The organism is Nocardioides agri (genome assembly GCF_013778305.1).
Classification (GTDB): domain Bacteria; phylum Actinomycetota; class Actinomycetes; order Propionibacteriales; family Nocardioidaceae; genus Nocardioides; species Nocardioides agri.
Genome location: NZ_JACEIC010000001.1, coordinates 821,697 through 834,847, shown reverse-complemented (window position 1 = coordinate 834,847; position 13,151 = coordinate 821,697). Strand labels below are relative to the sequence as shown.

Genomic DNA, 13,151 nt, shown 5'->3' with positions numbered 1-13,151 from the left:
CCCGCCCTAGAGCTCCAGGCCCTGGTGGGACGACTGCGCCGCGATGTCGGGGAGCCGGCCGATCCGGATCGACAGGACCACGCCGATCAGAGCGGCGACCACCGGCACCAGCAGGCCGATCTGCAGCGCGATCGGCCGGGCGTCGGTGTTGATCCGGATGATCTCGGCCTGGACGTCCTCGGGCTCCCCGGCGAGCTGCTCCTCGAGCAGGGAGTTGCTCATCACCTGGGCGTCCTCCTCCAGCGCCTGGGCGACCTGCTCCTTATCGTCTGCGGGAAGCACGTCTGAGTTGTCGGACATCGTCGTGAACACGATCGACAGGGCCGCGAGCATGATCGCCCCGGCGAAGGCCAGGCCGAAGGAGAGCCCGAAGGAGCCCGCGGCCGAGTTGACCGCGGCGGCCTCGCTGACCCGCTCCTCGGTGATCGGGGCGAGGGTGAAGTTGTTGAGCTGGGAGACGAGCACGCCGAGGCCGGTGCCGGCGACGACCAGCGCGGGCGCCAGCGCGAGCCCCGAGTCGGCCCGCGGGACGATCAGGCCGACCACGACGATCCCGACGAGCAGGAGCGTGAAGCCCCAGCGGATCAGGGTCCCGGCGCGTACGGCGGTCAGCTTGCGGCCGACGTACATCGACGCGGCGAACATGCTCAGCGACAGGGGAGCGAGCGAGAGGCCCGCCTCCAGCGCGTTGTACTCCAGCACCATCTGGAGGTAGATCGGCAGCGTGATCATTGCGCCGCCGAGCGCGATCTGCTGGAGCATCTGGCTGGAGATGCCGAGCCGGAAGTGGACCGACGAGAAGAGCGCAGGGTCGACGAGGGCCGGCTTCCCGGCGCGCTTGCGGTGCCGGAGCCACCAGACCAGCGACCCCAGCCCGACCAGGCCGACGGCCAGCAGCGCGCCGACGGCGCCGCCGCCCTCCTGCCAGACCAGGATCCCGAGCACCAGGCCACCCATGCCGAGCACCGAGAGCGCCGCGCCGACGAGGTCGATCTGCCGGGGGCCGCCGTACGGCACGTCCTTGACCAGGCCCAGCCCGCTCAGCACGACCGCGATGATCACGGCCTCCATCGCGAACCCCACCCGCCAGGACAGGGCCGTCGTCAGGAAGCCGCCGATGAGGGGGCCGACGGCCGCGGCGATCGCCGCGGACGCGCCGACGAGCGCGTAGACCCGCTTCTGCGCGGCACCCTCGAAGTTGCCGTGGATGAGCGCCTGCATGCCGGGCAGCAGCAGCGCGGCGCCGATGCCGCCGACGACGGCCCAGAAGATGATGATCGGCAGGATGCTCTGGGCGAGCGTCATGGAGACCGCGCCGACGCCGTACGCGCACAGCCCCAGCGTGTAGGCGAGCTTGCGGCCGATCAGGTCGGCGACCTTGCCGCCGATCAGGATGAACGCCGCGGACACCAGGGCCTCCAGCGCGATGGCCGATTGCACGCCGCTGACCGTCGCGTCGATGTCGTGCACCACCGCGGAGATCGAGACGTTCATGAGCGAGGTGTCCACCACGAGCACGAACATCGCCATCGCGAGCAGGATCGCCAGCCGCTGGTTGAAGGGAGGGGTCGCCTCCGCATCCGGTGCCATCCGCCGAATGTACGGCCGCGCCGGGTGGGGGCGCTGCCGTCGGCGGGTGGATTCCGGGGTGGTCCGGCGCGTTGACCGTCGAGTGACGCGAAACGGCCCTCCGGGGCAGCTCCTGAGGGCGGTTTCACGTCACTCGACGGCGCAGGGACGCCGGAAGTCCTCGGACGAGCGTCCCTAGGCCCTCGCGTACGCCGTCCCGCGCGCCGCCCGCGCCCAGAGCTCGCCGTCGCCGGCGACCGGCCCCTGCGCGGCCAGCTCGCGCTTGAGGACCTTGTTGGTCGCGGTGCGCGGCAGGGTGTCGAGCAGGCGCACGTAGCGCGGCCACGCCTTGGGGGAGAGGTCGGGCTGCCCGGCGAGGAACGCCCCGAACGCGGCCGGGTCCAGGCCGGTGCGTACCACGAGGGCCGCCATCACCTGGTCGCCGACCGACTCGTCCGGCACGGCGTACACCGCCGCCTCCGAGATATCGGGGTGGCGGAGCAGGATGCGCTCGACGGGCGCGGCGCCGAGGTTCTCGCCGTCGACCCGCAGCCAGTCGGCCGTGCGGCCGGCGAAGTACACGAACCCGTCGGCGTCGCGGTAGGCGAGGTCGCCGGACCAGTACATCCCGCCGCGCATCCGCTCGGCCTCGGCGCCGGGGTCCTTGTAGTAGCCCGCGAACGCGCCGGCGCCCTGCGTGTTGACCAGCTCGCCGGTCGCGGCCTCGGCGTTGAGCAGCGCGCCGTCGGGGCCGAACACGGCGTCCGGCACCTCGGCCATCGTCTCCGGGTCGAGGACCTTCACCCCGTCGAGCGGCCGGCCGAGGCTGCCGGGCGGCATCTCCGGCACCCGCTGCACGATCACGGCGTTCTCGGTCGAGGAGTAGGAGTCGACGACCACGCAGCCGAAGCGTCGGCCGAACGCCGCGATGTCCCGCTCGTTGGCCTCGTTGCCGAAGACCAGCCGCAGCGGGTTGTCGGCGTCGTCGGGCTGCTCGGGTGTGGCCATCACGTAGGTGAGCGGCTTGCCGACGTAGTTGGCGTACGTCGCGCCGTAGCGGCGCACGTCGGGCAGGAAGCCGGACGCCGAGAAGCGCGGCGCCAGCGCGATCGTCGCGCCGGCCGCGAGTGCCGGGCCCCAGCCGGCCATGATCGCGTTGGAGTGGAACATCGGCATCGACAGGTAGGCCACGTCGGCGCCGGACAGCCCGAACCGCTCCGAGAGGAACTGCCCCGGGTAGGCGATCTTCGCCTGGGTCACGTTGACGGCCTTCGGCTCGCCCGACGTGCCCGAGGTGAAGATCAGCATGACCAGGTCGTCGGGACCGACCTCGACGTCGGGGACGCCGGCACCGCCGTGCTCGGCCACCAGCTCCGCCCAGTCGGGGGAGTCGATGGGGAGCACCGGCACGTCGACCTCGGCGAGCAGGTCGACGTGCGCAGCGTCGGTGACGACGACCTGGACGTCGGCTCGTCGTACGTCGGCGGCGAGCGCCTCTCCCCTCCGGGTCGGGTTCAGGCCCACGACGACCTGGCCGCCGAGCGCCGCGCCGCCGAGCAGGAACGCGAACTCGGGCACGTTCTCGAGCAGCACGCCGACGTGGGGCGGCTGCGTGTCGTCGAGCAGGGTGCCGATCACCGCCGACCGCACGCCGGACTCCCGCACCACCTCGGCCCAGGTCCACGCGGCGGCGTCGACGAGCAGCCCGGGGGAGTCGTCGTCGGCGCGCGCGAGCAGCTGCGCGCGGACGGTGGGCATGGCGGTCACCGCAGCCCGCCCGAGTCGGCGCGAAGTGCCCGCCGGAGGGGCGCGAGTCGGCGCGTCATGCCCAGCCCGGCGGGCAAGACGCGCCGAGTCGGCGGCGTACGGCGGGCAAGACGCGCCGAGTCGGCATCATGCGGGCTCGGCGGCCAGCGCCCGTCCGATCGTCAGCGCCTGCTCCGTGGCGCCGCCGTGCAGGAACTCGAAGCGCTTCGCGGTCGTGAAGTAGCGGTGCGTCTCGCCGTCGAGGTCGATGCCGACGCCGCCGTGCACGTGCACCGCGGTGTGGGCGAGCCGGTGCCCGGCGTCGGCCGCCCAGAGCTTCGCGATCGCGACCTCGGTGTCGGCGGGCAGCCCCTCGTCGAGCCGCCAGGCGGCCGACCACAGGGTGAGCCGCTGCCCGAGCACGTCGATGTAGCCGTCGGCAAGCCGCTGGGAGACGGCCTGGAAGGTGCCGATCGGGCGGCCGAACTGCTCGCGGGTCTTCGCGTACGACGCGGTCAGGCGCAGCGCGCCCTCGGTGACGCCGACCTGCTCGGCCGCCCCGGCCAGCACCATCAGCTGCCGCAGCCGGTGGGCGGCGACGCCGTCGGCCGCGCCGACGAGCCGGTCGGCGGGCAGCACGACGCCGTCGAGGTCGAGGCGCGCGACCGCGTCGCGGTCGGAGAAGCGCTGCGCCACGACGGTGACGCCGGCGTCGCCGGGCTCGACGAGGAAGACCCCGACGCCGGACGGCGTCTCGGCGGGCACCAGGAAGGCATCGGCGTACGGTCCGGCGGGGACGACCGCCTTGCTGCCGGTGAGCCGGTAGCCCGCGCCGTCGGCGGTGGCGAGCGTCGTGGGACGCTCGGGCGCCCAGGCACGCCCCTCGGCGATCGCGGCCGTCAGCACGGCCGCGCCGGAGGCGGCGCGGGGCAGCCAGGCGGCCTGCAGCTCGGCGGCGCCGTGCTCGGCGATGATGCGCGAGGCCGGGCCGTGGGCGGCCAGCGGCACCGGCGCGACGGTGCGGCCGACCTCGACCAGCACCCGGCACAGCTCGACCAGGCCGAGCCCGGCGCCGTCGTGCTCCTCGGGGAGGGCCAGGCCGAGCAGCCCGGCCTCGCCGAGCGCGGCCCACAGGTCGCGGTCGAACCGGTCGCCGTCCGCCTCGACCGCCTTCATCCGCTCGTTGGTCGCGCGGTCCCTGAGGATGCTCGCAGCGAGCTCCGCGGCCTCGTCCTGCTCCTGGGTGAACCGGAAGTCCATCTCGTTCAGCTCCTCTTCGCCGCGGGGAGGCCGAGGCCGACGTACCCGATGATGTCGCGCTGGATCTCGTTGGTGCCGCCGCCGAACGTCATGACGAGCGCGGAGCGGTAGAAGCGCTCGAGCCGCCCCTGGAGGGTGGCGCCCTCGGAGTCGCCGGTGACGCCGGCGTTGGGCCCGACGATCTCCATGAGCGAGCGGTAGACCTCGGTCGCGAGCTCGGAGCCGTAGATCTTGGTCGCCGAGGCCTCGGCAGGTGAGAGGTCGACGCCGGCGTCGGCATCGGCGGCCAGCTTCCAGTTGATCAGCCGGAGCGCCTCGGCCCGGGCGTGCGCCCGGCCGAGTGCGATCTGCACCCACTCGGTGTCGATCACCCGCTCCCCGTTCGGGGCCTTCGTCTCCTGCGCCCAGGTGCGGACCATCTCGATCGAGTGCGTCAGCGGCGCGGCGGAGGTCAGCGCGACCCGCTCGTGGTTGAGCTGGTTGGTCATCAGCGCCCAGCCGCCGTTGAGCTCGCCGACCAGGTTCGCCGCGGGCACCCGCACGTCCTCGTAGTACGTCGCGCTCGTGCTGACCCCGGCCACCGTGTGCACGGGGGTGTAGGAGAAGCCGGGGGAGTCGGCCGGCACCAGGATCATCGAGAGGCCCTTGTGGCGCGGCAGGTCCGGGTCGGTGCGGCAGGCGAGCCACAGCCAGTCGGCGTACTGGATCAGCGAGGTCCACATCTTCTGGCCGTTGATCACCCACTCGTCGCCCTCGCGGACCGCGCGGGTCTTCAGCGAGGCGAGGTCGGTGCCGGAGCCGGGCTCGGAGTAGCCGATCGAGAAGTGCAGCTCGCCCTTCAGGATGCGCGGGAGGAAGTACTCCTTCTGCTCGTCGGTGCCGTAGCGCATGATCGTCGGCCCGACGGTGTTGAGCGTCAGGTAGGGGATCGGCACGCCGGCCACCGCGGCCGCGTCGGTGAAGATCAGCTGCTCGACCATCGACCGGGCCTGCCCGCCGTACTCCGTCGGCCAGCCGATGCCCAGCCAGCCGTCGGCGCCGAGCTGCCGGATCACGTCCTTGTAGACCTGGGTGTCGCCGAACTCGCCCGTGGCGGCCGCGAGGCCGGCCTTCACCTCGCGTGTGACCAAGGTCGCGAAGTACTCCCGCAGCTCCTCCCGGAGCCGCTCCTGGTCCGGTGTCAGGGCGATGTGCATGGGGCACGCTGCTTTCGTCGGGTTGCTCTCGTGTGCTGGAACTCCGGCCACGAAAACTATAACCTGTTCTCGTTTTGGTCCACCGACGTTGGAGGCTGCCATGAGCGACACCCGGGTGAGAGCGCTCGACCGGGGCACCGCACCGGAGCGGTACGCACGGGGGTGGCACTGCCTGGGGCTCGCGGAGTCCTTCCGCGACGGCAAGCCGCACGGCGTCTCGGCGTTCGGCGGCAAGCTCGTCGTCTGGGCCGACTCGCAGGGCGAGCTCAACGTGCTCGACGGCTACTGCCGGCACATGGGCGGCGACCTGACACAGGGCTCGGTCAAGGGCGACGAGGTCGCCTGCCCCTTCCACGACTGGCGGTGGGGTGGCGACGGCAAGTGCAAGCAGATCCCCTACGCCCGCCGCGTCCCGCTGCGCGCGCGCACTCAGCGCTACCCGACCGCGATCGTCAACGACCAGCTGCTGATCTGGCACGACGTGGAGGGCTCCGAGCCCGACCACGACATCCTGCCGCCGCAGCTGCCCGGCCTCGCGGAGGGCGAGTACACCGACTGGGTGTGGGTGGCCGAGGAGATCGAGGGCTCCCACTGCCGCGAGCTCATCGACAACGTCGTCGACATGGCGCACTTCTACTACGTGCACTTCGCGTTCCCGACCAGCTTCCGCAACGTCTTCGAGGGCACCCAGGCCACCCAGTTCATGGAGTCCAAGGGGCGACCCGACAAGACCGAGGGGTACGGCGACGCCGAGCTCTTCCTCAAGTCGGAGGCGACCTACTACGGACCGTCGTACATGATCAACTGGCTCGACACCGACTACAAGGGCTTCAACACCGAGGTCGTGCTGTTCAACTGCCACGTGCCGACCGGGCCGGACTCCTTCCGCCTGCAGTACGGCATCGTCGTGAAGAAGCCCGAGGGCCTCGACGACAAGACGGCCAACTTCATCGCGAAGAAGTACGCCGACATGTTCGGCAGCGGCTTCCTGCAGGACGTCCACATCTGGAAGAACAAGGTGCCGGTGCAGAACCCGCTGCTGTGCGAGGAGGACGGGCCGGTCTACCAGCTGCGCCGCTGGTACGAGCAGTTCTACGTCGACCAGGCCGACGTCGCGCCCGAGATGGTCGACCGCTTCGAGTTCGAGGTCGACACCACGAAGGCCAACGAGTTCTGGCAGGAGGAGGTCGCCGACAACCTCCGCAAGAAGGCCGCCGAGGAGGGTGAGGAGGGCGAGAAGCCCGCCACCGACACCCCGCAGATGATGTCGGGGACCTGATGCCCTCGTTCGTCCCGACCAGCCCCGAGACGTTGGAGGACCAGCGTCTCTACACCAGCGCGCGGCTGGTCGAGGTCGCGTGCCTCGACTGCCTCGCGAAGGTCGGCGTCAAGAAGAACAGCGAGCACCACACCTCGATCCAGTGGACAGGGGAGGCCCGGGCGCACTGCCCGGAGCTGTCCCGCCGGTCGGGAGGTCGTGAGGCGCACCCCGCCTGCCCGCGGATGATCGCGAGCATCGAGGCCGCCGTACGCGACGGACAGATCCCCATCGGAGCCGAGGACGGTTACTGACCCCATGCCTGAAGACTCCTTCGAGGTGAAGGTCGTGGACGTGGTCGAGGAGACCGCCGACGCGCACTCCATCTCCTTCGAGGTCCCCGCCGGCGCGGAGGAGCAGTTCGCCTACAAGCCGGGGCAGTTCCTCACCCTGGCGGTGCCGAGCGACCGGACCGGCGTGGCGGCGCGCTGCTACTCCCTGTCCAGCAGCCCGGTCGGCGACGGGCCGCTGACGATCACCGTCAAGCGCACCGTCGACGGCTACGCGTCCAACTGGGTGTGCGACAACCTGCGCACCGGCGACAGCATCCGGGTGCTGCCGCCCAGCGGGATCTTCACCCCGGCGTCGCTGGACGCCGACCTGCTGCTCCTCGCCGCCGGCAGCGGCGTCACGCCGATCATGTCGATCACCCGCACGGCGCTCGAGCAGGGCAGCGGCCGGATCGTGGTGTTCTACGCCAACCGCGACGAGCGGTCGGTGATCTTCGCCGGCGAGCTCACCCGGCTCGCGGCCGCCCACCCCGACCGGCTGTCGGTCGTGCACTGGCTGGAGTCGGTGCAGGGGCTGCCGAGCCAGGAGCAGCTCGCGGCGTTCGCGTCGCGCTACGCGTCGTACGACGCGTTCGTGTGCGGCCCGGCGCCGTTCATGAAGCTGGCGATCGGCGCGCTGAAGGAGCTGGGCTTCCCGCGCGAGCGCCGGCACCAGGAGAAGTTCATCTCGCTCGGCGGCAACCCGTTCGGCGACCTGCACGACAAGGAGGTCGCGGAGCACGAGATCGAGGACGCCGAGCGCGACCTCGAGGACGTCCCGGACCCCGTCGAGCCCGGCCCCGAGGGCCCCGTGCGGCTCGAGGTGGAGCTCGACGGCCAGCAGTACGAGTTCGACGACTGGGCGCCGGGCACCAAGATGCTCGAGCACCTCGAGTCGAAGGGCGTGAAGGCGCCGTACTCCTGCCGCGAGGGGGAGTGCTCGGCGTGCGCCGTGCGGCTGCTGGAGGGCGAGGTGAAGATGCTGCACAACGACGTCCTCGACGACGACGACCTCGCCGAGGGCATCCGCCTCGGCTGCCAGTCGCTGCCGGTGACCGACACGGTGAAGGTGACCTACCACTGACCCTCGCTGAGCGTGCCCGGCGCCCTCTCTCAAGAATTTCTCAAGAAGTTCTGGTCTAGTCCTCGACCGAGATCGGCGCCTGCGCGCGTCACCCTTGTCCCTCGGGAGGAGTTCAGCCTTTCGTGGACTTCTCGATGGGAAGAGGAAGCGTCATGCATCTCGGTCTGGGCCTGGTCGTGGTCGTCGCCCTGGCGTGGGCGATCGCCGCCAGGGCCGCGCGTTCGCGCGGCGCCCGCGCGGTGGCGCTCGGCGCCGAGCGCCGGCTCCAGCACCTCCGGGCGCGGCGCGAGGTCGCGACCCGTCTCGACGTCGAGACGATCCTGCGCACGCACCCGCTGCCCGAGGCGACCGTGCACAGGGTGACCGGCACGCTCGCCGACCGCCGGATCTCCTGGCCCGTCGCCTGGCGCTGGGCCGACCGGTTCGGCTCCGACAAGCTCGTGCTCGCCGTCGACGCGGACGTCGCCGAGGCGCGGCTGCGGCGGCACCTCGACGCCGGCACGACCCCCGACTGGGACGCGATGACGCTCTTCGCCGGGCTCAACCGGGGTCCGCTGATGCCGATGGCCGAGGTGCTCGACCCCGGCGCCGCCCCCGAGCCGTCCGCGTCCTCGTTCGACGCCGCCGACTGGGAGGTGCTCCCCGAGCCCGGCACCACGGTGCCCGAGGTGGACCTCAGCCAGTTCGGCCACCGACCGCCCGTCTACGACCCCGGCCTGCCCGTCACCCGCACCAGCACGCCGCCCCCCGGCGGCCGCCCGCTGCTCGCCGACGAGCTCGACCCCGAGCACCCCACGACGCCCGGGGGCGACAACGACTGGCCGCAGGTGGCCTGAGGCCGCTCAGATGCCCGACGGCTCCACCGGCGCCCGGCGCGCCGGGACGGGCGGGATGCTCTGGACGGCGGCTGGCACCGCCACCCCGGCGTTCGACGGGCTCGTGGCCTTGCTGGGCGCTGCGCCGAGCAGGTCCTGGGCGTGGCGGTCGACCGTGCCGACCAGCAGCTGCTGGGCGACGCCGAGGACGAACGCGTAGGCGAGCACCTGGTCGGAGCTGTCGAGGTTGCTCAGCCCCGGCACGAACTGGCCGCGGATGACCAGCAGTCCGCCGATCGCGCAGAGGGCACCGAGCGGGAGCTTGAGCCAGGCGAGCGCCTGCGGGACGTCGTACGCGACCGAGGTGCCTTGCATGTTGCGGATCGAGATGATGCCCGAGAGGAGGCCGCCCAGCATCCCGAGCAGGGCGATCACCAGGACGTCGTCCGGCTGCGGTGCGCCCGTGCCGGTCGGGCAGACGGGCGCCGCGTCCGGCTCCGGGACGAAGCAGAAGGACACGTCCGTCGGGTTCGCCCACACGAAGCCGATGAAGGCGGCGAGGAGCAGGCTGAGGATGATCGCCCCGCCGAGCACCGCGTTGCGGAAGTTCCGCAGCCGCGTGTGCTCGAGGTCGGCGGCGTTGAACCCGACCTCCATGGTCTTGCGCAGGCACTCGCGCCAGCGGACGAGCTCCGTGGGCGAGGCGTCCAGCACGGCCTCCCGCTCCCGCAGCAGGGTCTCGGCGCACACGCGCCGCGGGTCGCCGGGGTCGAGCATGGTCTCCACCCGGCGTGCCGCCTCCGGGATCTCCGCCCACACCACCGGGGCCGGGTAGACGCCGGCGAGCAGCGACTCGGCCGCGTGCAGGTTCTGGAACGCCGCCTCCACGAGGGTCCCGCGCCACCAGTTGCTGGCCCGTCCGGGGATCGGGTCGCGCTTCATCGTGGCTGCGCGTGCGGCGTCCAGCCGTTCGGACGCGCCGCGTGCCACCGTCTGCTCGGCGGGCGTCAGGCCGCCGGCGACGGTCGCGTCCAGCCGTGCCTGCAGGGCTGCCGCCTCCGTCTGGACCGCCTGCGCCCAGATCCGCTTCACCGGCCGCGGCTCGCGGCTCACCCGGCTCACGAGGTCGTCCATGGCTCCTCCCACGCCGGTTCGCTCCCGTTGGCAGCCGCCCCGCCGTACACGTCGTCGATGGCGCCGACCGGCTCGAACGCGGACATGTCGATGCCGTGGTCGGCGACCAGGTCGCCCAGGGCGGCCGACCCCATGGCCGACCCGGCGGCATCGCCGGCCGGCCTGCCGACGTTGGCCACGGCGACCACGCCGGCCAGCGGGGACAGGAAGGCGTAGACCTGGAGCGCCTGGGTCATGCTCAGCGGTCCGATCTCGGACACGTCGACGGCCTGCAGCACGCCGAGGGCCAGGCCGAGCAGGGTGACCGCCACGTAGAGCGCCTTGCGCACCGGTGCCGGGAGGTCACGCAGGAGTGACTGGGCCGTGGGCGCGGCCGCGTTCGCAGGACTCATCTCGACTCACCTCTCCGGCAGCCCGGCAAGGGCTGCCTCGATGCTTCTCGCCGCGGTGACGAGAGCGGCCCGGACGGCGAGCGGGTCGCTCGCGCCGGGGTCTGCGGGGTGCTGCCCGTTGGTGGGGGGAGGCCCGCCGTTCTGCTGCTGGGCCGTCGCGCCGGCCGGGCGCACCTGGAGGGCGGCCAGCGGCACGTCGGGGTGGACGGCGTTCACGTCGACCGCCCCCACCCCCGGCACCTGCTTGACCGGTCCGTAGCGGCCGTTCGAGTGCTGCCAGACCGCTGCGCGCTGCCACGGCCGCGGGACCCGCGGCGCCCGGAAGTCGTCGCTGTAGCGCGCCACCCAGCAGTAGCAGCCGAACCCGTCCTCGAGGTCGAACGGCGTGTAGATGATGGGCTTGCCGACCAGCCCGCGGCCGGCGAGGTGGCGGGTCACCGTGCGGACCCACGCCCCCGTCCAGCGGGTCAGCTCGCGCGACGAGAGGCCCTCCGTCGACTCGAGGTCGAGCATGGGCAGCATGTCCCCGGCCCGGATGTCCGCGGTGGCGAGGAAGAACCGCGCCTCCTCGGGTGCATCCCCGCGATCCGGGCGGGCGAAGTGGTAGGCGCCGACCGGGATGCCCGCGCGGCGCGCCTGTCGCACGCGCTTCGTGTACGTCGGGTCCACGAACGTCGTGCCCTCGGTCGCCTTCGCGTACCACCACTGCAGCCCGGCCGCCTGGGCGGCCCGGAGGTCGAGCCGACCCTGCTGGAAGTGGCTGGTGTCGATGCCGTCGAGGTCGCGCCGGGGCGGGAACGCCGGACCTGTCCCGTTCGACTGCGGGACCGGGACGGGTGGCTGCGCGGGGTCGGAGGCCGTGCGCTGGGAGGCTGCGTAGTCGAAGACCGGGATCGGGTCGGGGCGCCAGAAGGTGTCGGCCCGGTTGCCCTTGAGGCCGTCGCGGCCGGCGCGGTACGCCGCCACCTGGGCGGCGGCGGACGGCGACAGCCGGCCGTGGTCGACGAGCACGGCGTGGATGTGGGCGCCCCAGAGCCCGGGGACGGCCGGCCGGTACCACGCGGCGAACCCGATCGTCCGCAGCACCCGCACCTTGCGCTTCCAGTCCCAGGCGAGCAGGTCCACCACGCCGCCGCCGTCGTGGGTGCCGGCCGACTGCCGCACCCCGCCGGCGTTGTAGGAGCCCTGGACGACCGTGAGGCGGTAGCCGAGGCGGCGCTCGGCCTCCTCGAGGGCCGCCCGGGTCTTCCAGTCGACGGTCTTGGGGCGTACGTCGCCGTACGTGGTGCGGCCGAAGGGCTGCTTCATGGGGGTCTCCTCCTCCGGGGTCGGCTCCGCGACCGGCGGTCGTGGAGAGACGGTGAGCGCGACCTCGGCGACGCGGGCGCCGTGGTCGCTGTGCCGCTGCGGGTTCTCGTCGTCGCGGCCGGGGTAGGTCAGGGTGGCGCGCACCCGCCAGTGCGCCCCCTGCCCGTCGAGCAGCCAGATCAGGTCGATCGAGCCGGGGGCCACGGCGTACCGCACCCTCTGGCCGTCGACCTCGGTGCCGAGCGGCCGGTACCGCCGCAGCTGCCGGTTGTAGTCGCCGCCTCCGACGACCGGGAGCCCGGTGCCGACGAGCCGGGCCACCAGGGCCCGGTGCCCGGCGATGCCCTCGTTCCACTCGCGCGCCCGGTCGTCCTTGTCGGGGAGCGGCGTGTCGTTCCAGGCGCCCGCCACCAGGTGGAGGTTCACGACGTGCATCTCGCACCCGGTCCCGCGATGGCGAAGCCGCAGGTACGTCGTGTAGCGCCGCGCATGCCGGCCCGGGACCGCGGGGTGCAGGAGCGTGACCTCGCCGGCGTCCTTGGCGAACAGCGAGCGCCGGAAGGCGATCGGGGTCTGGTTGTCCGGCCGCCCGTAGTAGACCTGCCACTCCGGCGCGGGGAAGGCCTCTGCGACCAGCGGACGGTAGCGCGACGCGATCTCCTGCAGGAGGACGAGGTCGCCGATCTCCGCGTTGCGCCGCAGGTCCTCCAGCGCCTGCGCGCTCGAGAGCGCGTCGACCGGGAACGACTGCACGTTCGCCGTGACCACCCGCAACAGCGCTGGCGTCGACATCTGGGACCTCCCCTTTTCTCCTTCGGTCGGGAGGGCCAGCCCCCGACTACCGGTTCGAATGAGGGTGAGCCGGTCAGCCGACGGGGACCAATAGCCCACCAGGGCGGTCGGGACGGCTGCTGAGGCGCACCTGCCGCCCGATCTGGCCCGCCGGTGCTATGGCCGCCCGCCGGCTCGCTGACCTGTACTCGGGCTCTCCCAGGGACGGCTCGGCGTCCGGTGGCGCCGGCCTCGTGACCGTTCCGTCCGAAGCACCACCAGTTCGAAG

The 13,151-nt window shown here is 72.6% G+C and carries 11 protein-coding genes; 4 read left to right on the top strand and 7 right to left on the bottom strand.

What is annotated here, in order from left to right:
• Positions 1–6: 6 nt before the first annotated feature.
• From HZF07_RS04190 to HZF07_RS04175, 4 genes are all read right to left on the bottom strand, one after another.
• Positions 7–1,590 carry an MFS transporter gene (locus HZF07_RS04190; protein WP_157347170.1) on the bottom strand — a complete coding sequence of 528 codons (1,584 nt, stop codon included), beginning with the start codon at positions 1,588–1,590 and terminating at the stop codon, positions 7–9.
• A 174-nt stretch (positions 1,591–1,764) separates the two neighbouring features.
• Positions 1,765–3,327, bottom strand: a complete 1,563-nt coding sequence (locus HZF07_RS04185; RefSeq protein ID WP_157347169.1) for an AMP-binding protein — start codon at positions 3,325–3,327, stop codon at positions 1,765–1,767.
• Positions 3,328–3,462: 135 nt separating this feature from the next.
• A complete protein-coding gene (locus HZF07_RS04180) occupies positions 3,463–4,575 on the bottom strand; it encodes an acyl-CoA dehydrogenase family protein (protein ID WP_157347167.1) in 1,113 nt (370 codons plus the stop codon).
• Positions 4,576–4,580: 5 nt separating this feature from the next.
• Entirely contained in the window at positions 4,581–5,771 is a 1,191-nt protein-coding gene (locus tag HZF07_RS04175; protein WP_157347165.1) for an acyl-CoA dehydrogenase family protein, read from the bottom strand.
• 100 nt (positions 5,772–5,871) lie between these two features.
• On the opposite strand from HZF07_RS04175, the gene HZF07_RS04170 reads away from it, so the two are divergent.
• The 4 genes from HZF07_RS04170 (at position 5,872) to HZF07_RS04155 (ending at position 9,278) form a co-directional block, all read left to right on the top strand.
• Positions 5,872–7,050, top strand: a complete 1,179-nt coding sequence (locus tag HZF07_RS04170) for a Rieske 2Fe-2S domain-containing protein (protein WP_157347163.1) — start codon at positions 5,872–5,874, stop codon at positions 7,048–7,050.
• Positions 7,050–7,343 carry a hypothetical protein gene (locus tag HZF07_RS04165; RefSeq protein ID WP_157347161.1) on the top strand — a complete coding sequence of 98 codons (294 nt, stop codon included), beginning with the start codon at positions 7,050–7,052 and terminating at the stop codon, positions 7,341–7,343. Before HZF07_RS04170 ends, HZF07_RS04165 begins: the two co-directional genes overlap by 1 nt.
• A gap of 4 nt (positions 7,344–7,347) precedes the next feature.
• Positions 7,348–8,442, top strand: a complete 1,095-nt coding sequence (locus tag HZF07_RS04160) for a ferredoxin--NADP reductase (RefSeq protein ID WP_157347159.1) — start codon at positions 7,348–7,350, stop codon at positions 8,440–8,442.
• Between the two features lie 152 nt (positions 8,443–8,594).
• Positions 8,595–9,278: a hypothetical protein gene (locus HZF07_RS04155; protein ID WP_157347157.1), complete on the top strand. Its 684-nt coding sequence runs from the start codon at positions 8,595–8,597 to the stop codon at positions 9,276–9,278.
• Between the two features lie 6 nt (positions 9,279–9,284).
• On the opposite strand, the gene HZF07_RS04150 is transcribed toward HZF07_RS04155, so the two are convergent.
• The 3 genes from HZF07_RS04150 to HZF07_RS04140 are packed head-to-tail and all read right to left on the bottom strand — an operon-like array spanning position 9,285 to position 12,883.
• On the bottom strand, positions 9,285–10,391 hold the full coding sequence (locus tag HZF07_RS04150) for a hypothetical protein (protein ID WP_157347155.1): 1,107 nt from the start codon (positions 10,389–10,391) through the stop codon (positions 9,285–9,287).
• Positions 10,376–10,783 carry a hypothetical protein gene (locus HZF07_RS04145; protein ID WP_157347153.1) on the bottom strand — a complete coding sequence of 136 codons (408 nt, stop codon included), beginning with the start codon at positions 10,781–10,783 and terminating at the stop codon, positions 10,376–10,378. Before HZF07_RS04145 ends, HZF07_RS04150 begins: the two co-directional genes overlap by 16 nt.
• 6 nt (positions 10,784–10,789) lie before the next feature.
• On the bottom strand, positions 10,790–12,883 hold the full coding sequence (locus HZF07_RS04140) for a GH25 family lysozyme (protein WP_157347151.1): 2,094 nt from the start codon (positions 12,881–12,883) through the stop codon (positions 10,790–10,792).
• Positions 12,884–13,151: the final 268 nt, after the last annotated feature.